The organism is Fictibacillus solisalsi (genome assembly GCF_900103485.1).
Taxonomy (GTDB): domain Bacteria; phylum Bacillota; class Bacilli; order Bacillales; family Fictibacillaceae; genus Fictibacillus_C; species Fictibacillus_C solisalsi.
This window is the reverse complement of record NZ_FNHW01000001.1, coordinates 1,616,312-1,640,707: the sequence shown is the minus strand read 5'-3', so window position 1 is coordinate 1,640,707 and position 24,396 is coordinate 1,616,312. Positions and strand designations below refer to the sequence as shown.

At 46.0% G+C, this 24,396-nt stretch carries 28 protein-coding genes; 27 read left to right on the top strand and 1 reads right to left on the bottom strand.

Annotated features, from left to right (window positions below; genetic code table 11):
- The first annotated feature begins 41 nt into the window (after nt 1-41).
- The 8 genes from BLT53_RS08370 to BLT53_RS08335 all read left to right on the top strand — a co-directional run bounded on the left by BLT53_RS08370 (nt 42) and on the right by BLT53_RS08335 (nt 5,600).
- The gene (locus tag BLT53_RS08370) at nt 42-578 is read left to right on the top strand and encodes a ReoY family proteolytic degradation factor (RefSeq protein ID WP_061970642.1); all 537 of its coding nucleotides are present in this window, start codon (nt 42-44) and stop codon (nt 576-578) included.
- Nucleotides 579-668: 90 nt separating this feature from the next.
- The gene (locus BLT53_RS08365; protein WP_090234085.1) at nt 669-1,130 is read left to right on the top strand and encodes a YpiF family protein; all 462 of its coding nucleotides are present in this window, start codon (nt 669-671) and stop codon (nt 1,128-1,130) included.
- 133 nt (nt 1,131-1,263) lie between these two features.
- Entirely contained in the window at nt 1,264-1,767 is a 504-nt protein-coding gene (locus tag BLT53_RS08360; RefSeq protein WP_061970638.1) for a Rieske (2Fe-2S) protein, read from the top strand.
- A gap of 3 nt (nt 1,768-1,770) precedes the next feature.
- A complete protein-coding gene (qcrB, locus tag BLT53_RS08355) occupies nt 1,771-2,442 on the top strand; it encodes a menaquinol-cytochrome c reductase cytochrome b subunit (protein ID WP_061970636.1) in 672 nt (223 codons plus the stop codon).
- Between the two features lie 138 nt (nt 2,443-2,580).
- Nucleotides 2,581-3,339 (top strand): menaquinol-cytochrome c reductase cytochrome b/c subunit, encoded by a 759-nt coding sequence (locus BLT53_RS08350; RefSeq protein ID WP_090234083.1) that lies wholly within the window; start codon nt 2,581-2,583, stop codon nt 3,337-3,339.
- 68 nt (nt 3,340-3,407) lie between these two features.
- Nucleotides 3,408-3,992, top strand: a complete 585-nt coding sequence (gene lhaT, locus BLT53_RS08345) for a lipoprotein heptaprenylglyceryl N-acetyltransferase LhaT (RefSeq protein WP_090234082.1) — start codon at nt 3,408-3,410, stop codon at nt 3,990-3,992.
- A gap of 58 nt (nt 3,993-4,050) precedes the next feature.
- Nucleotides 4,051-4,851 (top strand): sporulation protein YpjB, encoded by an 801-nt coding sequence (locus tag BLT53_RS08340; RefSeq protein ID WP_170834277.1) that lies wholly within the window; start codon nt 4,051-4,053, stop codon nt 4,849-4,851.
- A 71-nt stretch (nt 4,852-4,922) separates the two neighbouring features.
- Nucleotides 4,923-5,600 carry a zinc metallopeptidase gene (locus BLT53_RS08335; RefSeq protein ID WP_090234079.1) on the top strand — a complete coding sequence of 226 codons (678 nt, stop codon included), beginning with the start codon at nt 4,923-4,925 and terminating at the stop codon, nt 5,598-5,600.
- Between the two features lie 240 nt (nt 5,601-5,840).
- Here BLT53_RS08335 and BLT53_RS08330 read toward each other — a convergent pair whose 3' ends face one another.
- Entirely contained in the window at nt 5,841-6,713 is an 873-nt protein-coding gene (locus BLT53_RS08330) for a YitT family protein (protein ID WP_090234078.1), read from the bottom strand.
- Nucleotides 6,714-6,857: 144 nt separating this feature from the next.
- Between BLT53_RS08330 and BLT53_RS08325 the strand changes: the two genes are divergently transcribed.
- The 19 genes from BLT53_RS08325 (at nt 6,858) to BLT53_RS08235 (ending at nt 24,382) form a co-directional block, all read left to right on the top strand.
- Nucleotides 6,858-7,196, top strand: coding sequence for a nucleotide pyrophosphohydrolase (locus BLT53_RS08325; RefSeq protein ID WP_090234076.1), 339 nt, complete (start codon nt 6,858-6,860; stop codon nt 7,194-7,196).
- Between the two features lies 1 nt (nt 7,197).
- Nucleotides 7,198-8,001 carry a 4-hydroxy-tetrahydrodipicolinate reductase gene (gene dapB, locus BLT53_RS08320; protein ID WP_090234075.1) on the top strand — a complete coding sequence of 268 codons (804 nt, stop codon included), beginning with the start codon at nt 7,198-7,200 and terminating at the stop codon, nt 7,999-8,001.
- Between the two features lie 15 nt (nt 8,002-8,016).
- Nucleotides 8,017-8,433 carry a methylglyoxal synthase gene (gene mgsA, locus BLT53_RS08315; protein ID WP_090234073.1) on the top strand — a complete coding sequence of 139 codons (417 nt, stop codon included), beginning with the start codon at nt 8,017-8,019 and terminating at the stop codon, nt 8,431-8,433.
- Nucleotides 8,430-9,122, top strand: coding sequence for a bacillithiol biosynthesis deacetylase BshB1 (bshB1, locus tag BLT53_RS08310; RefSeq protein ID WP_090234071.1), 693 nt, complete (start codon nt 8,430-8,432; stop codon nt 9,120-9,122). The genes mgsA and bshB1 overlap by 4 nt, the downstream gene beginning before the upstream one ends.
- A gap of 10 nt (nt 9,123-9,132) precedes the next feature.
- Nucleotides 9,133-10,260: an N-acetyl-alpha-D-glucosaminyl L-malate synthase BshA gene (bshA, locus tag BLT53_RS08305; protein ID WP_090234070.1), complete on the top strand. Its 1,128-nt coding sequence runs from the start codon at nt 9,133-9,135 to the stop codon at nt 10,258-10,260.
- 8 nt (nt 10,261-10,268) lie between these two features.
- Nucleotides 10,269-11,456 (top strand): CCA tRNA nucleotidyltransferase, encoded by a 1,188-nt coding sequence (locus BLT53_RS08300; protein WP_090234069.1) that lies wholly within the window; start codon nt 10,269-10,271, stop codon nt 11,454-11,456.
- The gene (locus BLT53_RS08295) at nt 11,441-12,427 is read left to right on the top strand and encodes a biotin--[acetyl-CoA-carboxylase] ligase (protein ID WP_090236791.1); all 987 of its coding nucleotides are present in this window, start codon (nt 11,441-11,443) and stop codon (nt 12,425-12,427) included. Before BLT53_RS08300 ends, BLT53_RS08295 begins: the two co-directional genes overlap by 16 nt.
- 206 nt (nt 12,428-12,633) lie before the next feature.
- Entirely contained in the window at nt 12,634-13,467 is an 834-nt protein-coding gene (gene panB / locus BLT53_RS08290) for a 3-methyl-2-oxobutanoate hydroxymethyltransferase (protein ID WP_090234068.1), read from the top strand.
- Between the two features lies 1 nt (nt 13,468).
- The gene (gene panC, locus BLT53_RS08285) at nt 13,469-14,326 is read left to right on the top strand and encodes a pantoate--beta-alanine ligase (RefSeq protein WP_090234066.1); all 858 of its coding nucleotides are present in this window, start codon (nt 13,469-13,471) and stop codon (nt 14,324-14,326) included.
- Between the two features lie 8 nt (nt 14,327-14,334).
- The gene (gene panD, locus BLT53_RS08280; RefSeq protein ID WP_090234065.1) at nt 14,335-14,718 is read left to right on the top strand and encodes an aspartate 1-decarboxylase; all 384 of its coding nucleotides are present in this window, start codon (nt 14,335-14,337) and stop codon (nt 14,716-14,718) included.
- 83 nt (nt 14,719-14,801) lie between these two features.
- Nucleotides 14,802-17,612: an ATP-dependent DNA helicase DinG gene (gene dinG / locus BLT53_RS08275; protein ID WP_090234063.1), complete on the top strand. Its 2,811-nt coding sequence runs from the start codon at nt 14,802-14,804 to the stop codon at nt 17,610-17,612.
- Between the two features lie 85 nt (nt 17,613-17,697).
- Entirely contained in the window at nt 17,698-17,868 is a 171-nt protein-coding gene (locus BLT53_RS08270) for a YpmA family protein (protein ID WP_090234061.1), read from the top strand.
- 14 nt (nt 17,869-17,882) lie between these two features.
- Nucleotides 17,883-18,362 carry a hypothetical protein gene (locus BLT53_RS08265; RefSeq protein WP_090234060.1) on the top strand — a complete coding sequence of 160 codons (480 nt, stop codon included), beginning with the start codon at nt 17,883-17,885 and terminating at the stop codon, nt 18,360-18,362.
- A gap of 18 nt (nt 18,363-18,380) precedes the next feature.
- Complete coding sequence (locus BLT53_RS08260; RefSeq protein WP_090234058.1) at nt 18,381-19,565, top strand: pyridoxal phosphate-dependent aminotransferase; 1,185 nt, start codon at nt 18,381-18,383, stop codon at nt 19,563-19,565.
- 78 nt (nt 19,566-19,643) lie between these two features.
- Nucleotides 19,644-20,936 carry an asparagine--tRNA ligase gene (gene asnS, locus BLT53_RS08255; protein WP_090234057.1) on the top strand — a complete coding sequence of 431 codons (1,293 nt, stop codon included), beginning with the start codon at nt 19,644-19,646 and terminating at the stop codon, nt 20,934-20,936.
- A 222-nt stretch (nt 20,937-21,158) separates the two neighbouring features.
- The gene (locus BLT53_RS08250) at nt 21,159-21,878 is read left to right on the top strand and encodes a DnaD domain-containing protein (RefSeq protein WP_090236789.1); all 720 of its coding nucleotides are present in this window, start codon (nt 21,159-21,161) and stop codon (nt 21,876-21,878) included.
- Nucleotides 21,879-21,936: 58 nt separating this feature from the next.
- On the top strand, nt 21,937-22,623 hold the full coding sequence (gene nth / locus BLT53_RS08245) for an endonuclease III (protein ID WP_090234055.1): 687 nt from the start codon (nt 21,937-21,939) through the stop codon (nt 22,621-22,623).
- Between the two features lie 4 nt (nt 22,624-22,627).
- Nucleotides 22,628-23,056, top strand: coding sequence for a YpoC family protein (locus BLT53_RS08240; RefSeq protein WP_139168382.1), 429 nt, complete (start codon nt 22,628-22,630; stop codon nt 23,054-23,056).
- Between the two features lie 54 nt (nt 23,057-23,110).
- On the top strand, nt 23,111-24,382 hold the full coding sequence (locus tag BLT53_RS08235; RefSeq protein WP_090234052.1) for a glycosyl hydrolase family 18 protein: 1,272 nt from the start codon (nt 23,111-23,113) through the stop codon (nt 24,380-24,382).
- Nucleotides 24,383-24,396: the final 14 nt, after the last annotated feature.

Genomic DNA, 24,396 nt, shown 5'->3' with positions numbered 1-24,396 from the left:
TAAAGTAATATACTTTGGTTAGGAATGATGGGGGGATCACAATGAGCAGCACCGTTTCTGTCCTTGAAAAGAAGGATTTTATTAAATGGTTTTTAAATCATTATCAATTAAAAAAACGTGAGTGCGTCTGGTTGTTAAACTACCTTGTCAGTGACGACCAGCTCATGGAAAAGGTTCACTTTGTAGAAAAAGCCGAGTACTGCCCTAAAGCCATTATCATGTCAGCTCAGTGTACGGATGGGGTTCCGTTCCGTTTTTACAAACAAAACGTGCTGACGACCGATGCTGAGAAATCATTCCACGACATTCGCCTAAACCAGGAAGAAGATATTTTTATAGAACTTAATTTTAACTCCTCGAGATTAACGCCAGAGTACGCGTCCGTATTGGAAGAAAATCCGCATCTGCCTGACAATATGGTAACGGACCGCAAATACGGCCTATGGGCGGAGCTCATATTGGATCAATCGGTTTCCCAGTTTAAACGACAGAAAATACTGGTGAAGATTGATCAGGCACTGGACCAAAAGGATGAAGTTACGTTCCAAAAACTCACGGATGAACTAAGAAAATTGTAGCCCTCTTTCAAAAAAAGAGGGCTTTATTTTTTATTTTCTGATACGATGATGAATACAACGACAATACCTACATAAAAAGGAGTTTCGCAGATGAAATGGAGTTCAGGAGATATTACTGTTTACCAGCAGTCGAAAGAATTTGTGGATACTGCCATCATCCCGCTTCTTCCTGTGTCGTTCGGCTCACACATTAGGACAAGCGCCAGCATGGGAGATTATGTGACGCTGATCGGAGAGGAGACCGAGCGGCAACTTCACGGGCGGCTGTTTCTTTTGCCCCCGTTCACGTACTTGATGGAGGAAGACAGTGAAACGTTGCTGCTTCGCCTGCATTCCTGGGTGAAGGAACTCAAGGATGAAGGGCTTCGCCATGTTTATTTTCTGACGAGTGATCCGGAGTGGAAAAAGAGAGAGCAGGAGCTTGGGGAAACTCTTTTATGGATGCCTGTCATTCCGATGGAGACGATGGATGCCGATTATCAGGAGGAAATTGTGAAGGAGCAGGTGAAACAGCTGTTTCAGGTCATTTTGCATAAATGGCAGGAAAGCTAAAAAGCAAGCATTGGAGATTCAGGTTCATATTGACAGTAAAAGTCAACTTACGCTATCATGTTAATGTCCTAGTAATATGTGTGTAAACCAATTGTCCGGATGGACGTTATTTACAGCAAGGGGGGGAAACGAAATGTCTAAGGAAGATATCTCCAGGCGCCAGTTTTTGAACTACACATTAACCGGAGTTGGAGGATTCATGGCTGCAGGAATGCTGATGCCCATGGTGCGTTTTGCCATCGACCCCATTCTTGAAAAGGGTGCGAGCCAGGATATGGTAGCGGTTACTGAAGTCAGCAAAATCGGCAAGGAACCAAAGCGTTTTAATTTCAAAATCAAGCAGAAAGACGGCTGGTATGAATCAGAGGTGACCCAATCAGCATGGGTTTACAAAAACGGAAAAGGTGAATTAATAGCGCTTTCACCGGTTTGTAAACATTTGGGCTGCACGATTGACTGGAATACTGATCCTGCCCATCCGAACCAGTTTTATTGTCCTTGCCACGGGGGCCGTTATGAGAAGGACGGTACGAATATTAAGGGTACACCGCCTCTTGCGCCTCTCGATGTGTATGACAGCCAGGTAAAAGACGGAAAATTGTATCTAGGAAAGGCAAAACCACGAAAGGGGGCGTAATCAGTGCTGCAAAAGATTTACGACTGGGTAGACGAGCGTTTGGATATTACGCCGCTCTGGCGAGATGTGGCTGACCATGAAGTGCCTGAGCACGTGAATCCCGCCCATCATTTTTCCGCGTTTGTTTATTGCTTTGGAGGATTGACGTTTTTCATTACCGTCATCCAAATACTGTCTGGAATGTTCTTGACCATGTACTACGTTCCGGATATTGTAAATGCCTGGGAATCTGTGTATTATTTGCAGAATCAAGTGGCATTCGGTGTCATTGTTAGGGGAATGCATCACTGGGGAGCCAGCTTGGTAATTGTTATGATGTTTTTACATACTTTACGCGTATTCTTCCAGGGAGCATATAAGAAGCCTCGTGAATTGAACTGGGTAGTAGGAGTATTGATCTTTTTCGTTATGCTTGGTCTTGGTTTCACAGGGTACTTGCTGCCTTGGGATATGAAAGCGCTATTCGCAACGAAGGTTGGGATCCAGATCGCTGAAACGATTCCCGTTATTGGACCGATTGCAAAAACCTTCCTTGCTGGAGGAGAAATCATTGGGGCGCAGACGCTTACACGCTTCTTTGCCATTCACGTTTTCTTCCTGCCGGCTGCACTTTTGGCGCTGATGGGAGCCCACTTTATCATGATTCGTAAACAGGGGATCTCCGGACCGCTGTAAAATTGTTTTCTTAATTATCTTTATTTTTAAAATTCAGCTTGAAACCGCTCTTTTATGTAAAGAGAGGATGTTGGCTTTTGGAAGCGTCCATTGTTGATTTAGAAAGCTTCCAGACGCTACGAAAAGGGAGGGAGAAAGATGCATCGAGGCAAAGGAATGAGATTTGTAGGCGACTCGCGTGTCCCTGCAGAGCGAAAGCCAAACATTCCAAAAGATTATTCAGAGTATCCCGGAAAGACAGAAGCATTCTGGCCAAACTTCCTTTTAAAAGAATGGATGGTAGGTGCCGTCTTTTTAATAGGGTATTTAATCTTAACCATTTCGCACGAATCTCCGCTGGAGCGTAAGGCAGATCCCACAGATGCCGGGTATATCCCGCTTCCTGACTGGTATTTCCTTTTCTTGTACCAGCTATTGAAATACAAGTATGCTGCCGGTGATTATGTATTAATCGGTACCATTGTTATTCCGGGTCTTGCGTTTGGAGCATTGCTGCTGGCCCCATGGCTGGACAGAGGGGCTGAAAGACGTCCTTCAAAACGGCCGGTTGCAACAGGTTTAATGCTTCTTGCTCTAATTTCCGTTACATATCTGACGTGGGAGTCTGTTGTAACCCATGACTGGGAAAAGGCAAAAGAGCAAGGGAAGATCGTTAAGACCAATATTGATAAAAATGATCCTGGTTATCAAGTTTTTAAAAGTCAGTCATGTGTAGGCTGTCACGGTTCGGAGCTGTCGGGCGGAACGGGTCCATCCCTGATTGGAACTGGGCTCAAGCCTGAGGATATTATGAAAATTGCCAAGGAAGGCCGGGGAGCAATGCCGGCCAACGCTTACAAGGGCAATGAAGAAGATTTGAAGAAATTGGCTAATTTTATATCCAAACTGGAAAAATAGCAATGAAGAAAAGCTGGCTTCTATAGTCGGCTTTTTTTTACATCATTCAGCATGTTAGGAGAAAAGAAATGATCTATCTTTACGGAATCCTGAAACAAAGGTGGTTTTTAACCTGTTTGCTGATAGTCAATATACTCGGGACAGCATACGGTTATTATTGGTATAAAGACCAGCTGGCAGTGACTCCTCTGAAATTTGTTCTTTTTGTGCCGGACAGCCCGACAGCAAGTCTGTTCTTTGTCTTTGTGCTTGTTGCATTTCTATTCGGAAAAAATATTCCGTATATGGAAGCACTGGCTGCCGTCAGTTTATTTAAATATGGCTTATGGGCGGTGGGAATGAATATTGCAGGCGGCCTGGTGGCTCCTCCACTATATTGGGAAAGTTACATGCTGATATTTTCACATTTGGGGATGGCCATAGAAGGGCTTTTGTACGCCTCATATTATAAAATCCGGCTCCGCCACATGGCTGTCGCTGCTCTGTGGGTGTTCCATAATGAGATTATTGACTATGTTTACGGAATGATGCCCCGTTACGATATACTGGCGGACCATATGCAGCTGATCGGATACCTGACGTTCTGGTTAAGTGTATTTTCGGTTGCACTGATTTATGTACTCACCCGTGAGAGGCAGCCTCGCGGTAAATAGAGGTCTATCCTTGTCCGTTTTCTCATATGATGGGTTATACCGTATGGGAGGGACAGGAATGGGAATAAAACGAAAAACCGCTGCAGTGTTAAGCGCTTTTCTGCTTTTAATGCCGGCTGCTGTGCATGCAATCGGCAGCGGTCAGCATCCAGACTTTGACAATGTTACTCAATTGTCGGATAAAGCGCTGGAGCTTGCCAAGGAAGAACGGTATAAAGAAGCAAGCGAGGTTCTCTTCTATATGTCGTCCCAGTTTGGCAAAGATGTGGCAAACAGCGATCTTGCGGATGACAAAATCCGAATGGTGGACATGACCATGGAAAATACGATAGAAGCCCTGGGCAGGGCAGAGGAAACCCGTGATGTGAAAATCAGCCGCCTGACCGGCGTCCGGCTGCTGATGGACGCCCTGGTGTCAGACCAACAGCCACTGTGGAAACAGACGGAGTACCAAATCATGAACCCGATCAAATCGATGCAGCTTTCTCTAAAAAAGAAGGAAGATCAGTCATTTCAGGAGGCTGCAAATGAATTTTTGGCGAATTACAACATGATCCGGCCCGCTGTCAGCATGGATGTGACCGAAGCCGTCTTTGAACAGGTCGACCGGGATGTAGAATATATCGAAAAGACAAGAACTAACATGATTTCCTCGAAAGAAAGCCGTGAAAAACTCACTTCGATTCAGGAAGACTTCGAAAAACTGTTTGATGCAAAAGAAGACACTTCCGATCCTTCGTTATTCTGGCTGATTTTTTCGATCGGAGGCATTATTTTCTCCACATTATTTTATGTCGGATGGAGAAAATACAAAGCAGAGACGGAGAGTGTAAAGGCTGTAGAGAGGCCGGAGGAATGAGCGTTCTAATTGACATCAGGGCTGCAGATTAATAAAATTAAAGTATAAATAATAGTGGAGGAATGCCATAAATGTCTTTTCTCATCTACTTTGCACTTTTGTTGATTATCCCGCTTTGGGCACAGATGAAAGTGAAAAGCACCTACAATAAATATTCAAAAGTTGAAAACTCTACAGGAAAAACGGGAGCTGAAGTTGCCCGCGAAATATTGGACCAAAACGGGTTGTACAATGTCTCAGTCGAGCCGATCGGCGGCCGGCTGTCCGACCATTATGACCCGCGTACCAAAGTGGTCCGTTTATCGGAAGAAAACTATTACGGACATTCAATTGCCGGCTCTGCTGTCGCTGCTCATGAAGTGGGACATGCGATCCAGGACAAAGAAAGCTATGCACCGCTTCGCTTTCGGCATGCATTGGTGCCTGTTGCCAATCTCGGGTCCAACTTTTCGTACCTTCTGATTTTAGCGGGTATCCTCTTCACATCGGCTAACCTGCTGTTGGTTGGTATTGTCTTTATGGCCGCAGCTGTGCTGTTTCAGCTGGTGACCCTGCCGGTTGAATTTAATGCCAGCAGCCGGGCGATGGACCAAATTGTATCCACCGGCATGATCCGTAATAACGAAGAACGACAGGCTAGAAAAGTGCTGAATGCCGCTGCACTCACATACGTGGCCGCTGCGCTCGTTGCCGTTCTCGAACTTTTGCGCTTTGTGCTCATGTTCGTTGGCATGAATAATGATGATTAAAAATTGATTAAACCTCCGCAGAATGCGGAGGTTTTTTGTGTGCCCGAACAGTAAAAGGGTTTTTTGTGTTCAAAGCCTCCAGCGTCTGCCGCTTCTAAGCGGACGCCTCAGCCTTTCTAATTTGATCCAGCTTCGGCGTCCAGAAGCTCGGCCGTTTCGCCTTTTCCAAAAATACAAAAAGCGTATTTGTGTTCAAAGCCTCCAGCGTCTGCCGCTTCTAAGCGGACGCCTCAGCCTTTCTTATATCCCTATTGGGTTTTTGTCGGCGTCGAGTGTGAATCCTTCTCCGAGGACTTCGTGAACGTCGTTGACGGTCACAAAAGCATGCGGGTCGACTCGTTCAATGACCTGCTTGAGACGGACAATTTCGTTACGGGCAAATACACAGTACAGTACTTCCTTTTGGGAGCCGGTAAAGCTTCCTTTGGCAGTAAGAAGGGTAGCCCCCCGGTCCATTTCCTTCATGATCAGGGCAGCAATTTCAGTATTTTTTTCAGAGATGATCATCGCTGCTTTTCCGGCATACGCGCCTTCCTGCATGAAATCAATCACTCTTGCCCCGACAAATACGGCGACCAGTGTATACATGGCTTCTTTGTAATCGAGATAGACAAGAGAGATGGATATGACAACGAAATCAAACATGAACATCGTTTTTCCCATGCTCCATCCCATAAATTTATGACCGAGCCGTGCAATGATATCCACTCCGCCTGTTGTTCCGCCATAGCGGAAAATAATGCCTAGTCCGATGCCGATAAAAACGCCAGCGAACAGTGCTGCGAGGGGCATATCATTTTTTAGGTCAACCCTGAGAGAAGAGAAACGCTGAAAAAGATAAAGAAAAAGAGACACACCAAGCGTACCGATCAACGTATAAATGAATGCGTTTTTTCCAAGCAGCTTCCAGCCCACAAAAAAAAGCGGGAGGTTGAGCGCCAAATTAGAATATGAAGGGTCAATATGAAACAAAAAGTAAAGAATAAGGGTAATGCCGGTAAAACCGCCTTCTGCCAGATTGTTCTGCATGTTGAAGTGCACGATGCCAAAAGAAAAGATGGCGGAGCCCAACAAGATAAAAAAGACGTTTTTGATGCGGATGGGAAAAGTCATATGTGCCTCCTGATTCTGTTGCGTTGCCTTGATGGCGTTTTCATTATAAAGCAAAAACGGGGGCCGTTCAATCGCTCAAGAAATTTGTCAAATGCTTTATTCTCCGCTAACATTAACGTAGGATTGAACATGAGGTGATATACGATGAACAAGACCATGCAAGAGATGCAAAAAGAAGTCGATACATACATCAGCCAGTTCAAAGAGGGCTATTTCAGCCCGCTGGCCATGACCGCCCGAATGACCGAAGAGCTTGGCGAGCTTGCCCGTGAAGTTAACCACTATTATGGGGAAAAACCGAAAAAATCAACCGAAAAAGAACAGACGATAGAAGAGGAACTCGGCGATCTTTTCTTTGTCTTACTATGTTTTGCCAATTCACTCGATATTAGTATGGAAAAATCGTTTGATATGGTCATGAAAAAATTCAATACAAGAGATAAAGACCGTTGGACACGGATTGAAGAAGGAGAGGAACAATAAGATGAACAAGGAAATATCTATCGTCATTGCAGGACCACGAGGAAAGATGGGAAGCGAGGCTGTCCGGATGGTAACGGAAACCCCGCATTTTAAACTTGTTGCCGTTATTGATTCAAGAAATGAAGGCATGAAGCTAAAGGATGTCGCGGACATGCCTGCGCTTGATATTCCGGTGTATGAGGATGCGCCAAGGTGTTTTTCGGAAACTCATCCGGATGTCCTGATTGACTTGACAAAACCCGATGTGGGAAAAGTTCATCTTGAACAGGCGCTGGAGCACAATGTTCGCCCGGTAATCGGAACTACCGGTTTTTCCGACGCGGACCTTGAACGCTTGAAAAACCTCGCCACCGAACGTGAACTTGGGGCCATTATTGCACCGAACTTTGCCGTTGGTGCCGTTTTGATGATGAAATTTGCACAGATGGCTTCAAGATACCTTCCGGATATCGAAATTATTGAAAAGCATCATGATCAAAAACTGGATGCCCCGTCAGGAACAGCGCTGAAAACTGCACAGTTGATTCGTGAGGTCAGGGAATCCAAACAACAGGGGCACCCTGACGAAAAAGAAGACCTTAAAGGAGCAAGAGGCGCCGAACTCGACGGAATCAGGATTCACAGTATCCGCTTGCCTGGGCTTGTTGCGCATCAGGAAGTCATTATGGGTGGAGAAGGACAAACGCTGACCATTAAGCACGATTCCATGAACCGGGCTTCATTCATGCCTGGTGTCAAGCTGGCGGTCGAAGCGGTCATGAATGTGGACCATCTTGTTTACGGCTTGGAAAATATTATTGAATAAAAAGGGTGGGGAACAATGAGAATTGCGTTGGTGGCGCATGATAATAAAAAACAGGAAATGATTAATTTTACCGTTGCTTATGAACCGATTTTGAAGAAGCATGAATTGTTTGCAACAGGCACTACAGGACAGAAAATCATGGATGCTTCCGGGCTAAATATCTACAGGTTTCAATCAGGCCCCCTTGGTGGCGATCAGCAGATCGGTGCGTTAATTGCGCAGAACGAGATGGATCTTGTTCTTTTTTTCCGTGATCCTTTAACCGCACAGGCGCATGAACCCGACATTTCCGCGCTCATTCGTCTCTGTGATGTTTATCAGATTCCGGTTGCAACGAACGTGGCGAGCGGAGAGCTGTTCATTCGGGCAATGGAGCGCGGCGATTTCAATTGGAGAACCATTATTAGAGAGAGAGAAGGGCAATCATCATGAAATTAGAAGGCTGGCTCGCGTTTGGCGCTCATTCGGACGATGTTGAAATTGGAATGAGCGGTTCCATTGCGAATCATACGGCCAATGGAGGAAGTGTTACCATTTGCGATCTTACCCAGGCCGAACTTTCGTCTAACGGTACAGTGGAGCGAAGGAAAGAAGAAGCAAAGAAAGCTGCTGACGTGCTTGGAGTAACCGAACGGCTGAATCTGGGACTTCCTGACCGCGGTCTCTTTCTGAAAGAGGACCATATCGCGTCGATCGTGACGGTAATTCGAAGAGTAAAACCGGACAGCATTTTTGTTCCTTATCCAAAGGACCGCCATCCGGACCATGGAAATTGTTCAATACTTGTGGAAGAAGCGGCATTTTCCGCTGGTGTGAAAAATGTTGTGGATCCCGAGCGTCTGCCTCCTCACAGGGTGAAAAATATTTATTTTTATTTTATCAACGGTTTCCACAAGCCTCATCTGCTCGTTGATATATCGTCTGTTTTTGAAAAAAAGGTGGCGGCGCTGAATTGTTATGAAAGCCAATTCGTTAAAAACGATGAAAGCTTTGCTACACCGCTTGTTAATGGATACATTGAATCGGTCAGCGCGAGGGAAAAGATGTTTGGCTTTGAAGCGGGAGTCGCCTACGCGGAAGGGTTCATTACCAAAAAGCCATATTTATTAAAGACATTGTAAGGAGAACCAAATGAAGCTGAAAATTGGAATTACATGTTATCCTACTGTCGGCGGTTCCGGGGTTGTCGCTACTGAGCTTGGAAAACTGCTGGCTGAAAAAGGGCATGAGATACATTTTATTACCTCTGCCCTGCCCTTCCGCCTTGGAAAAGTATATGCAAATATTTTTTATCATGAAGTGGAAGTCAACAATTATTCCGTCTTCAAATACCCGCCGTACGATTTGGCATTGGCAAGTAAAATGGCGGAGGTCGCCAAGCGTGAAAAGCTGGATATTATCCATGCGCATTATGCGATACCGCACGCGGTGTGTGCCTTTTTGGCAAAGCAGATGGCAGGTGAACAGCTAAAGATTGTTACCACCCTCCATGGGACTGATATTACGGTCCTTGGATACGATCCTTCTCTGAAAGAGATGATCAAATTCGGGATTGAAAAGTCGGATGCTGTGACGGCGGTATCCAATAGTTTGAAAAATGATACATATCGCCTGCTTGGTGTGGAGAATAAGATTTATCCCATCTATAACTTTGTAGATGAGCGTGAATATTTTAAGCAGGATGCGAGTCATCTGAAGAAAGGATATGGCATCAAACCGGAAGAAAAGGTCATTATTCATATTTCCAACTTCCGGACCGTTAAACGGGTTCCTGATGTTATTAAAGCGTTTCATAAAATCGTTAGCGAAATTCCGGCAAAACTTCTGTTGATTGGAAACGGTCCGGAATTTACAGTCGCCTGCAAGCTGGTTCAGGAATTAAACATTGAAGAACATGTCCTCTTCCTGGGAAAGCAGGAAAATGTGGCTGAATTATTTTCCATAAGCGACTTGAAGCTTCTCCTTTCTGAAAAAGAGAGCTTTGGACTGGTTCTGCTTGAAGCCATGGCTTGTGGAGTACCTGTCGTCGGGACGAACATCGGCGGAATACCAGAAGTAATTCTGGATGGGGAAACGGGTTATATTTGTGAACTGGGAGACATCGATGGCATCGCCCGTGCATCGCTTTCCATTCTGACGGATGAAAGCAAGAAACAGAGATTTTCCTATCAGGCGATGCAGCATGTAAGAGATCATTTTCATTCTTCCAAGATCGTGGAGGATTATGAGCAGCTATATTATAGCGTTTTAAAAGGATAGGATGCCAAATGAAAGATCTTTTTGAAGGTGCACAATATATTATGGACAGGCTGGAAGAGGCCGGATTTCAGGCTTATATGGTTGGCGGCTGTATCAGAGATCTTCTGCTGGACAGGGAGATGGGGGATATTGATATTGCCACTTCCGCGCTTCCGGTAGAGGTTTCTTCTTTATTTCCAAAAACCATCCCCGTCGGTATTGAACACGGAACGGTGATTGTTCGGCATGGGGCGGTTTCATATGAAGTGACAACGTTCAGAAAAGAAGGGAAGTATGTGGACCGCCGTCATCCTTCGTCAGTCGAATATATTGACTCCCTGGAAGAGGATCTGTCAAGAAGAGATTTTACCATCAATGCGATGGCCATGGACCGGTTCGGGACAATTCATGACCCTTTTGGCGGCAGACAGGATCTTCAAAATCAGCTCATAAAAACCGTCGGAAATCCCGTTGAACGATTCCTAGAGGATCCTCTCCGAATCATGAGAGCCCTCCGGTTTTGGTCGGTCATGGGATTTTCGCTTGAAAGCCAAACGAAAAGGGCCTGTGTGTCCTTGTCCAAAGAATTGAGGGAAATTGCCGTAGAACGGATTGCAGTCGAGTTTACAAAGCTGCTTCGGGGGATGGATGCTCCCATCTGCCTGGCGTTTATCTTTGAAGAAGGATTTTCTTCTTCATTGCCAGATCTCGAAAGATACAAAGACAGGACGGACCACCTTTCTTCATTCGGGTGGACCGGTTTAGAAAAGGATGTAGAAAGATGGGCCGCTCTTCTTTTTTTGCTTGGGGTTTCTGATTTGACAGGTTTTTTAAAAGCCTGGAAACGGTCCAATGCCTTCATCCGGGAGGTTGGTCTGCTCTTCCGTTTTTTGGACAAGGATGTACGGCAGCCGGTCTATTTGTACGAGCTGGGCGAGGAACGGGCCGTGTCCTGTTTGCGGATAAGGAATCTGCTGCAGGGGAAAGAGGCCAATGAAGAGCTTAGCGACCTAAAGAAATCCTATCACAAGCTGCCCATCCATTCGAGAAAGCAACTGGCAGTCAATGGCCGTGACGTGGTGAAATCGTTTGAAAGGGAAAAGGGGCCCTGGATTCAGGAGATTCTTGGTGAAATTGAAAAAGGTGTCATCGAAAAGACAGTGCAAAACAATAAAGAGGAAATTCTGAGTTGGGTAAGGAGTTGGAAGGTAAAATGAGACAGCATTTGCTGGAAATGCTCATGAACAATGAGGGGGAGTTTGTTTCCGGACAGCAAATCAGCGATAAACTGAACTGCTCGCGCACGGCGATCTGGAAGCATATTGAGGAATTGCGCAAGGAAGGATATGTGATTGAAGCGGTGCCTCGCAAGGGATATCGTATTCAATCCGCACCGGACCGAGTCACAGCCGCAGAAATCAATGCCAGGCTCAAAACAGAGGTTCTCGGGAAGACAATAGTGTATGAAGAATCTGTTAAAAGTACACAAGAGATTGCCCAACGACTTTCACAATCTGGTGCAAATGAAGGGACGCTGGTAGTTGCCGATGAACAGACCGGAGGACGCGGGCGTCTCGGACGCCAATGGCAATCGCCAAAGGGAACAGGAGTCTGGATGAGCCTCATTCTTCGTCCGGACATCCCTCTCCAAAAGGCTCCCCAGCTTACTCTGCTTGCAGCGGTCGGCATCACCAAAGCCATCTCTAAAGTTACCGGTCTCCGCCCGGAGATCAAATGGCCCAACGACATTCTGGTTAATGGAAAAAAGGCTGTCGGGATCTTAACGGAACTGCAGGCAGAATCTGACCGTGTGCACGCCGTCATTATCGGCCCTGGCATCAATGTAAACGTGGGCCGTGACGATTTTAACGATGAGCTCAAGGATATTGCCACATCCTTGAAAATAGAATCAGGAAAAGAAATCAAACGGGCGGACCTCATTTCAGCCATCCTTAAAGAAATGGAAGAACTTTATCATGATTATTTAAATAATGGATTCGCGCTCGTGAAGCTTTTGTGGGAAAGCTACGCAAACAGTATCGGACGGCGCATTCGTGTGCGCACTCTCAATCAGCAGATTGAAGGCATCGCAAAAGGCATCACTGATGATGGGATTTTGCTTCTTGAGGATGACGAAGGGAACATTCACCCGATTTATTCGGCTGACATTGAGATTCCCGGAACCTGAACATTGTGGTAAAGTAATAGGTGTAGAAAAGGCGGTATCCTGCGTTTAGGAACTGCACTTTCTGTGAAGGAAAGATTAATGTATTAATCTGCCTAGATCCATAAAGGACCGGGACAGAGGGATTGCAGAAACACACGTACTTTTTACCCCTCTGATCACTTCGAGGGGTTTTTCCTCTGTGCCTCCTTAAAAAAGGAGGAGTAAGGATGAAAACGACTCAAAGTTTTCTTGCAATGAAGCAAAACAAGGAAAAGATCGCGATGGTAACGGCCTATGATTACCCTTCCGCCCAACTGGCTCAAAGAGCAGAAGTGGATATCATTCTGGTGGGTGATTCGCTCGGGATGGTGGTTCTTGGATATGATTCAACCGTTCCGGTTACAGTGGATGACATGATCCATCATGCCAAAGCGGTAAAACGGGGAGCCCCGGATACCTTTATTGTCATCGATATGCCGTTTATGAGCTATCATGGCACAAGGGCTGAGACCGTTAAAAACGCCATGAGAATCATGCAGGAAACAGGTTCACAGGCTCTTAAGCTTGAGGGAGGAAAAAGTGTCATCGAGACCATCCGCTATCTGGTGGAAGGCGGCGTTCCTGTTGTCGGACATCTTGGTCTTACGCCCCAGACGGCCGGTGTGCTGGGAGGCTATAAAGTACAGGGAAGAGAATCGGCCGAGGCCAGGCAGCTATTGGACGATGCGAAGCTGATAGAGGACGCCGGAGCTTTTGCCCTTGTTCTTGAATGTGTACCTAAACAGCTCGCCCAATTGATTTCCGAATCAATCAAAATACCGGTGATTGGCATCGGAGCCGGCAAGGAAACAGACGGTCAGGTGCTCGTCTATCATGATTTGGTCGGCTATGGTTTTCACCATATACCCAAATTTGTGAAAATGTTTGCCCACTCCGCCCATCCAATGCTGAAGGGGATTGAAATGTATGTTTCCGAAGTGAAAGCCGGAACGTTTCCTGATGAAGCGCACTCGTTTTCGATGAAACAAGAAGAAGCTCAAGCGCTGTACGGAGGGAAATAAATTGAAAATCATAAAAAGCATCCAAGAGATGATGGCATACAGCCAAGGACAATTGGCAGCGGGAAAGAGCATAGGCTTTGTCCCGACAATGGGGTATCTTCATGAGGGGCATGCAGCTCTTATGGTCAGGGCACGGAATGAAAATGATTGTGTGGTTACCAGCATTTTTGTCAATCCGCTTCAATTTGGACCGAATGAAGATTTTGAGCGGTATCCAAGGGATTTTGCGCGAGATGAAATGGTGGCGGAAAACAATGCTGTTGATGTGGTATTTTATCCGGAAGTGCATGAGATGTATCCTAATGACCCGTCTGTGGTTTTGCACGTAAAAAGAAGGGTTCATGCACTTTGTGGGAAAACAAGGGAAGGGCACTTCGATGGAGTGGCGACCGTTCTTACCAAACTGTTTCACCTTGTTTCCCCCACCAGAGCTTATTTCGGAATGAAGGATGCGCAGCAGGTGGCTGTAGTCGAAGGATTGATTTCCGATTTGAACTTTCCAGTTGAGCTGGTGGCATGCCCGACTGTACGGGAAGAGGACGGTCTTGCAAAAAGCTCGAGAAACGTTTACTTATCGCCGCAGGAGAGAAAAGAAGCGCCGGTATTATTCCGTTCGCTGAAGCTGGCAGCAGAACTCCTGGAAAAAGAGAAAAATATTACACTTGTGAAAGAAAAAATGGTAGAGTATGTAGAGACAGAAACAAGCGGAAACGTCGATTATTTTGAGATTCTTTCCTACCCTGAACTCGAGGAAGTTCCCTGCTCCATGCAAACCATGATCATCGCGCTTGCCGTCCAATTTGAGAATGCCAGGCTGATTGACAATCTACTGATTACACCGAAGGAAAGGGAACAATAGGTGATGTTATGTACAGAACAATGATGAAAGGCAAGATCCATCGCGCCCGTGTTACCGAATCGAACCTGAATTACGTGGGAAGCATAACGATAGATGAAGATATTCTTGATGCGGTTGACATGGTTCCCAACGAAAAGGTTCAAATCGTCAACAATAATAATGGGGCAAGATTTGAAACCTACATCATTCCCGGTCCCCGGGGAACAGGAGTGATGTGCCTGAATGGAGCAGCTGCACGCCTCGTGCAGGAAGGCGATGTTGTTATAGTGATTTCGTATTGCATGCTTTCTGAAGAGGAAACAGCGGTCCACCAGCCAAGGGTTGCCATCATGGATGAAAACAACCGTATTACAGAAATACTAGGTTATGAACCGGCTTCAACGATTCTTTAACCCCTTCTTCAAGGGGTTTTTCTATTTACATACAAGAGCTGCACTGCTTAAAAGTGCATGCCGTTTGACCCGAGGTGAAAAGGATGAACAACCGTTATGTTGTTATTGATGTAGAAACGACAGGAAACTCCCCCGCTCGCGGTGACCGAATCATTCAAGTCGGAGCTGTGGTGGTTGAAAATAACATAATCGTTGACCGTTTTTCTTCCTTTGTGAACCCGGAAATCCCCATTCCTCCGTTTATTGAGCAGCTTACCGGGATCAATGACGAAATGGTTGCAGATGCCCCTTTGTTTGAAGAGGTTGCTCCGGCCATTTTACAGATGCTTGAAGGCTCGTATTTCGTTGCCCATAATGTATTATTTGATTTGAACTTTTTGCAGGAAGAGTTTGAAAACAGCGGGTACCGGAAGTTTTCCGGACCAATGCTTGACACCGTGGAGCTTTCCAGAGTTTTGTTACTGCAGGCCGACAGCTATCAGCTGGGGCAGTTGGCGGATTATCTGGGGATAGTCCATGAAAACCCCCATCAGGCGGACAGTGATGCTGAAGTAACCGCACATTTGCTCGTTCAGCTACTCAATAAACTCACCGCTCTTCCGCTCTTGACGCTTCAGCGACTTGAACCCTTTTTGAAAAAGATGCAGAGCAGTCTGGAGGAAATCGTAAAGGACATCATCATATCGAAGTCTTCCAGAATAGAAGATGAGGAAGGAATGGATTATTTCCGGCAGCTCGCGATCAAATCTTTTTCACCGGTTGAAAAAGAGGACATCGGAGCAGACGCCGACGTAGACCCTCAATCCTTGCTGCGTACCCTTGCAGAAGAAATGGAACATTATGAAACAAGAGAAAGTCAGCAAAAGATGATCGGTATGGTTTTTGAAGCCATGGAAGATCACCAGCATGCCGTGATTGAAGCCGGGACGGGTGTAGGAAAGTCGCTTGGCTACCTTATTCCTTCCTTGGTGTACGGAAAGCAGCATGACCGGCCGATTGTCATCAGTACACATACGATTCAGCTTCAGCAGCAGCTTATGGAGCGGGATATTCCCATTTTGAAGAACATTTTGCCGTTCCCCTTTCATGCCACGGTCCTCAAAGGCCGCAACAACTATCTCTGCCTGCGCAAGTTTGAACAAGCTCTGGATGACAGTTACGATGACAATTACGATACGAATTTGACGAAGGCCCAGCTGCTCGTCTGGCTGACTGAAACCACCCAGGGCGATGTGGAAGAGTTAAACCTTGCTTCTGGCGGCAAGCTGTTCTGGCAACAGGTGAAAAGCGATTCGGGCTCCTGCCTGAATCAGCGGTGCCCCTGGTTTTCCAGATGTTTTTACCATCGGAAACGAAGAGAAGCCACGGCGTCTGACCTTGTCATTACAAACCATGCTCTTTTGTTTACCGATGTAAAATCCGACGCCCAGCTTCTCCCTTCCTACAAGGAAGTAATTATTGATGAAGCCCATCATGTGGAAGAAGTGGTAAGCGACCATTTCGGCGTTCAAACGGATTATTTTGTGTTTGCAAGATTGCTTGAACGCTTGGGAACAAAGGAAGATAACGGCCTTGTGCAAAAACTTTACGAACTGACAGAGGCCGCAGAAGTGACAGGACTGGAAGAATCCCTGGAAAAAATCGCCCTCAAACTTCCAGATCTTAAAATGGAGCTGGATGATTTGTTCCGTACCCTTCGTGACTATGTGCTTGAAGCCAAAAAAAGCAGTATGAACGACTTTGGCCGCGTGAGCTACCGGTACGGCGAACAAGAAGGAAAACGCGTAGCCTGGCAGGCGATCATGGAGATGTCCCAGCGTGTTCATTTTGAAGTCAATGATTTGGAAAAGCTGTTAAAAAAGACGGTACAGCTGTGTGAAGAAAAAGAAGACCATTTCAACTTTAAACAAAAAGGGCTTGTCGCTGATTTTAATGGTGTGAGAAACCAGCTGCAAGAGGAAAAGGAAAAACTGCGTCACCTGTTATGGGGGGTGAACGAGGATGAAGTATTCTGGCTTGAAGTGGAGGCAAAGGGAGCAAAAAATGCCGTGTATCTTTACAGCAAACCGATCGTTATCGGAGATATGCTTGCTGATGAATTTTTTGCCAAAAAGAACAGCGCGGTTCTTACTTCGGCAACGCTGTCGGTCAGAAATTCGTTTCAGTATATGACCTCCCGGCTGGGTCTCGATGATTTTGGTCCAATGACTGCTAATCTTCCATCACCGTTCTCTTACGATCAGCAGGTGAAGTTCATGGTACCTGAGGATGTCCCGCTTATAAATGAAGTCGATCAAGAGACCTTTGTTGCAGTTATTGCCCGGCAGCTTTACCATATTGCCAAAGTAACCAGAGGCAGGATGCTTGTTCTGTTTACCTCGAGTGACATGCTTAGGGAAACATACAATGTGTTCAAAAATATTTCGGATTCAGACGAGTTTGTTCTGTTTGGACAGGGAATTGACAGCGGAAGCCGTGCACGTTTGACGAAGAATTTCAAGAAATTTGAACAGTCGATTCTGTTCGGCACAAGCAGTTTTTGGGAGGGGATCGACATTCCGGGCGAAGATTTGTCCTGTCTTGTCATCATCCGGCTTCCGTTTGCCCCGCCTGATAATCCGGTCACCGCAGCCCGGGCAGATAAACTTAAGAGAGACGGAGGCAATCCGTTTATGGAGCTTTCCCTGCCGCAGGCCATTATCCGCTTCAAGCAGGGGTTTGGACGATTGGTCCGTACACAAAGGGATAAGGGTGTCGTGTTTGTTTTCGACAGAAGGATAACGGAAACGCGCTACGGCAAGTCATTCATTACCTCTCTGCCGCCGGTACCTGTGCAAAAGGGTCTAATGGCCGACCTGCTGACCGATCTTGAAGGATGGCTCGATCAGTCATAAAATAGATGGAGATTGCCTGTCCCAAAAATGGCAGAAGTCTGATATAGTAAGTTACGAGATGGAATTGGGTAAGGAGGCAGCAGGCTTGGAGAGCAGAATCAAAGTTCTTTCCACTGTGAAGATCGGCAAATCGCCTGATCTTTACAAAGTTGTGACCGAATTAAACAAAACATTGAAACACAAAGATGTCATGTTCGGTCTGGCACTCGATGAACAGGATGAAAATAAAATGATATTTACCATCTACAAAACATAAAAAGGATGCACGTGATGAAAAAATGGTGGATTATTCTGGGGATAGCCTGTATCGGAATTATCCTCTGGCAGAGCATATCACTGTATAATAAGATTCTTTCAAACCGTGATGCGACACAGGAGAGAGCCGTACAGGCTGCACAAAATGATTTTAATTTAAAGATTGACCAGATCGATTATTATCACGGCAATCAGGCACTCGATGTTCTAAGCGGCACCTCCGGCAAGTATGGGAACGTATATGTGCTGGTTAATAACAAAGGCATGACCAAACTGGTGAAACAAAGTGATGGTTTGACAAAGCAGCAAATGAAGAAATATGTGGACAAAAATCTCAACCCAAAGAAGTGGGTGAATCTCCGGCTTGGAATGGAGAACAACCAGTTGGTATGGGAAGCCGTTTATCTGGATGAAAGCGGAAGGTATACGTTTTACTACGGCGATTTCCGAACCGGAGAACGCTATAAAAAATACAGCATCAAGCAAGAAATCTAAAAGTGAGGGATGAGAAGAATGGAACTGGCAAACCGAGTAAAAGCACTTACACCATCTACAACACTGGCCATCACGGCAAAAGCGAATGCATTAAAAGCAGAGGGGCATAATGTGATTGGACTGGGCGCAGGAGAACCGGACTTTAATACCCCTGAACACATCATTGAGGCTGCCTACCGGGCCATGAAGGAAGGACATACGAAGTATACCGCTTCCGGCGGCCTGCCTGCCCTTAAAAAGGTGATTGCAGAGAAATTTAAGAAAGACCAGAATCTCGACTATTCACCTCAGGAAATTGTAGTTGGAACGGGCGCAAAACAATCGCTCTATTCACTTTTTCAAGTTTTATTAAACGACGGAGACGAGGTTATTATTCCAACACCGTACTGGGTGAGCTATCCCGAGCAAGTGAAACTGGCAGGCGGTGTACCGGTTTATGTGGAAGGCAAGGAAGACAATGCATTTAAAATTACACCTTCACAGCTGGAAGAAGCAGTTACAGGAAAAACAAAAGCGATCGTTATCAATTCCCCAAGCAATCCAACAGGCTCTCTGTACAATGAAGAAGAACTGAGGCAAATCGGAGAAGTATGTTTAAAACATAATATACTTATCATCTCGGATGAAATCTATGAAAAATTAATTTACGGCGGTGCACAGCATACGTCCATTGCCCAGCTTTCTCCGGAGCTGAAAGAACAGACCATCATTATTAATGGGGTTTCCAAGTCCCATTCCATGACGGGATGGAGGATCGGCTATGCGGCAGGTAACAGCACGATCATTAAAGCAATGACCAACCTGGACAGCCACAGTACATCCAATCCGACCACGATTTCCCAGTATGGCGCGATTGCTGCCTACGGGGAAAGCCAGAAACCCGTGGAAGAGATGAGGAAAGCTTTTGAATCCCGTCTGAATACCGTCTATGAAAAGCTGATTCAAATTCCGGGCTTTTCATGTGTGACACCAAAAGGTGCGTTTTATCTATTCCCGAATGTGAAGGAAGCGGTTAGAATGACCGGCTTTGACAGCGTGGATGAATGGGTGGCGGCACTCCTTGAGGAAGAGAAAGTTGCGCTCGTTCCGGGTTCAGGGTTTGGATCACCGGACAATGTAAGGCTTTCTTATGCTACATCCCTTGAAAAATTCGAGGAAGCTTTGGAGCGGATTGCCCGGTTCATGAAAAAAAAGAGCAAATAATAGATAATGAGGGTATTTGATTTTTATAAGTGATTAGATGATAATCACTTATACATAGAATGATTTGGAGGGTGTCACGTGAAAACAACAATATCCCAATTAAAAAGCCATATCGATGAGACAGTAACCATCGGTGCCTGGCTGAGCAATAAGCGCTCAAGCGGCAAAATTGCATTCATGCAGCTGCGGGACGGAACGGGCTTTGTTCAAGGAGTGGTCGTTAAAGCTGAAGTGGCTGAAGACGTCTGGACAACAGCCAAAGGACTTACACAGGAAACCAGTCTGTATGTGACAGGGAAGGTCCAGCAGGACGACCGCTCTCAAACAGGTGTGGAGCTCGTCGTTTCAGACGTGAAGGTCATTCACGAAGCTGTGGATTATCCGATTACGCCAAAAGAGCATGGAACAGAGTTTCTGATGGATCACCGCCATCTCTGGCTGCGGTCCAAACGCCAGCATGCGATTATGAAAGTCAGAAACGAAATTATTCACTCCATGTATGAGTTTTTCCACAAAAATGAATTTATAAAAGTCGACCCGCCTATTTTGACAGGCAGTTCCGCAGAAGGAACAACGACTTTGTTCCATACTAAATATTTTGACGAAGATGCATATCTTTCGCAGAGCGGACAGTTGTATATGGAAGCTGCAGCCATGGCCCTTGGCAAGGTTTTCTCATTCGGTCCGACTTTCCGTGCCGAAAAGTCAAAAACCCGTCGTCATTTGATCGAATTCTGGATGATTGAGCCTGAGATGGCTTTCGTGGAGCATGAAGAATCCCTCGAGATTCAGGAGCAGTTTGTCAGCCATGTGGTACAATCCGTGCTTGAACGCTGCAAGCTTGAACTGACCGTGCTTGGCCGGGATCTTTCCAAGCTTGAAAATGTAAAAGCTCCGTTTCCGCGGATTTCCTATGATGACGCAATTACACTTCTAAAAGAAAAAGGTTTTGATGATATTGAGTGGGGAGAAGATTTTGGTGCGCCTCATGAAACAGCGATTGCCGAAAGCTTTGACAAGCCTGTGTTTATCACCAATTATCCAAAAGAAATCAAAGCCTTTTACATGAAGCCGCATCCAGAACGGGATGATGTCGTGCTTTGCGCCGACCTGATTGCACCGGAAGGCTATGGGGAAATCATTGGAGGAAGCCAGCGTATTGATGATCTTGAACTTATGAAATCCCGCTATGAAGAGCATGGCCTTACAGATGATGCCTACAAATGGTATCTAGAGCTTCGGCAATATGGCAGTGTGCCCCATTCCGGATTTGGTTTGGGACTTGAGCGTACGGTCGCCTGGATTACCGGCGCTGAGCATGTGCGTGAAACCATCCCGTTCCCGCGTCTGCTAAACCGCCTGTATCCTTGATTTTTTAGACCATGTAAAATATTCTTAAGCGATCATACTTTAGAAAAAACATTTTAAAAACCTCCTCTTTAAGGAGGTTTTTCACCTTTCACCCGGCAGGGGACCTGTCTGCAAGGGCGGTTACACCTATCCGTCTTAAGCTTCATCGATGTTTTCACGACAACATCATGATTGGGGAAAGAAGGCTTACTCGTGGTATACTGATGAAGAAGGGGTGTTATGATGGAAAAGGCATTATTTTTGAAATGGCTGTCAGAAGGAACGATTTCAATACCCCATGTTCTTTTTAAGCATTACCGGTCAATCGGGCTTCAGGACGAAGAATGCATGCTCCTGCTGCATGTACATACATTTATTGAATCGGGGAATCCCTTCCCTACCCCGGAGGAGCTTTCCGGAAGGATGAGCATTACCCCGACCCGGTGTATGGGAATGCTGAGGGGTCTTATTCAGCAGGGGTTATTGGAAATCGGCCAATATGAAGACCATGAAAGAGGTATGTACTACGAAGCGTATTCCTTGAATCCGCTTTGGGAAAAATTGCTTTCGATCCTTTCCGGTCAGGAAGCCGAGAGCGACCTAGCCAATAAAGAAAAAGAAGAACAAAGTGTCTATACCATTTTTGAACGGGAATTCGGACGGCCGCTATCTCCAATGGAGTGCGAAACCCTGAAAATTTGGATTGATCAGGACAGGCATACTTCGCCATTGATCATTTCCGCATTAAAGGAAGCGGTCATGACAGGCAAGCTTAATTTTCGTTATATCGACCGGATTCTGTTTGAATGGAAGAAGAATAATATACAAACACCGGAACAAGCAAGAACGTACGGAGAAAAGTTCAGGGCGCGGCAAAATAAAGCCGCGGCCAGACCGGCAGAATCCTCTGGAGGCCGGAATCAATTTTCTGTTCCCGTATACAACTGGCTTGAGCAATCATAGACGAGGGAAATCTCGTCTGTTTTTGCATGGGCAAGGGTATTAAATCAGGAGGATGACTATGCTGAATAAAACACAGATTGCTTATTGCTTAGAGACCATTGGAGAAATGTTTCCCGATGCCCATTGCGAACTGAATCACAGCAATCCCTTTGAACTCACCATCGCTGTCCTTTTATCGGCACAGTGTACAGATGCACTGGTGAACAAAGTCACACCAGGGTTATTTGCCAAATATAAAACGCCGGAGGATTACCTCAAGGTGCCGATTGAGGAATTGCAGGATGACATCCGTTCCATAGGACTGTACAGGAACAAGGCAAAAAACATACAAAAGCTCTGTTATATGCTGCTGAACGACTATGGCGGCAAGGTGCCCGAAGACCGGGATGAGCTTACAAAGCTGCCGGGTGTCGGGAGAAAAACAGCCAATGTTGTCGTCTCGGTTGCCTTTGGCATTCCGGCCATAGCCGTGGATACACATGTGGAACGGGTGACAAAGCGTTTAGCTATTTGCAAATGGAAAGACTCTGTGCTTCAGGTTGAAGAAACATTAATGAAAAAGGTGCCTAAAGAACAGTGGGGGGTCACTCATCACCGTCTCATTTTTTTCGGAAGGTATCATTGCAAAGCACAAAGTCCCCGCTGTCCGGAATGCCCGCTGCTCGAACTGTGCCGGGAGGGCCAAAAACGAATGAAGCTAAGCGCCAAAAAGGCTCAACTTTTAAAAAAAGATGAAAATTCCTGATTCCATGAACCATCCGCTGTTTTTTAGCAAGGACAACAAACAGGAAGAATTCCCGTTTCAGGAAGACTTAGAGGGCAAAAGCTCGTCCCCTGAGCAGCTGCAGCACAAGTTCGATCAGTGGAAAACCGAGCGTGAAAGGATCAGACAGTTATTTTCAGAGCGGAAGCTCCAGGAAGCAAGGAAACCTATGATCGACCAGCTGAGCTGTTTCATACAGGCGTTGTATTGGGCCAATAAAAGAAGAGTGGACAATTTGGTTCAATGGCAGGACACAGTGGCATCCCTCCCTGTAAAGCCTGTTAATACGGTAGAGCGTCTTGAAATGATTTTTAACCGTCCCGCTCATTTTACAGCGTGGATCCAGCTGAATGAGCTGTTTTCCGAAATGGAAAAAAAGGTTGCCGGTTATTCCCGTTTCCCCCGTCAGGAATAAGGACAGATTCTTCACACATAGAATGTGTCATGAGAACGTCTAGGAGGGGGAGTTATGCAAATCCATATCGTCAAGAAAGGGGATTCGCTGTATAAGCTGTCACAATTTTATAATTTGCCTTGGCAAAATATTGCTGCAGTGAATGCCCTGGGCCCGCAGGATGTGCTGGCAGTCGGACAAACGCTGCTTATTCCTGCGCCCTTTGAATATAAAGTAAAAAAAGGAGACACGTTCGATAAGATTGCAGCAAAGCTAGGCGTTACAAAAGCGGAACTTATGCAGGCGAATCCCGGAGTATCGGAAGGCAAGTTGATGGAAGGGCTCGCACTGACTGTGCCCCAGAAACGTAAACGCACGATTACAACCAATGCCTTCGCCGAACCTTCGGAGAAAGCACAGGAAAATTTTAATCATGCGGCAAAGGCATTGAGCTATATCTCCTTGTTCAGCTATGAAGTGAAAGAAAATGGTGAGCTTAAACCCTTGGACGATAGCTCGTTTTTACAAGATATCAAAACAGAAAATGTCCGGCCGCTTCTTTCATTGACAACCATCAAAGATGGAGCATTCAGCAGGGAACTGGCTACCACCATATTAAAAAACCCGGCCATCAGCAATAAGGTGATCGAGAATACAGCGAAAGTCATGAAAGAAAAAGGGTATGTGGGCGTTAACGTGGATTTTGAATATATCGGGGGAGAGAACAGGGAACGCTACAACCGGTTCCTGCGCGCCATGACCGAACGTATGCATAAAGAAGGGTATATATCCACCACAGCTCTTGCTCCCAAGATCAAAGAGAAACAAAAGGGAATTTGGTATGAAGGCCATGACTACAAGGCACATGGACAGACAGTGGATTATGTGATTCTCATGACATATGAGTGGGGGTACAGTGGTGGCCCCCCTTTGCCGGTAAGTCCGCTCACTGAGGTAAGAAAAGTGATTGACTATGCGGTAACGGTGATTCCGAGAAGCAAAATCCTCATGGGGATTAACCTGTATGGCTATGACTGGAAGCTTCCCTTTGTTCAGGGAGGGCCGCAGGCCAAGGCGCTCAGCCCGGTCCAGGGTGTACAGCTCGCGGCCAAGCGAAAAGCGGCGATCCAATATGACAACAAGGACCATGCTCCGTATTTTGGATATTATGATAAAGAAAAGAAAGAGCATAAAGTCTGGTTCGAGGATTACCGCAGCATGAAAGCCAAATTTGATCTGATCGATGAATACAGGCTGGGAGGCGCCAGCTTTTGGAATCTCGCTTTTGATTATCCAGGGTTGTGGAATTACCTTGAGGACCGGTACAACATTCGTTTTCAATCATAAAAAGAACGCCGGCC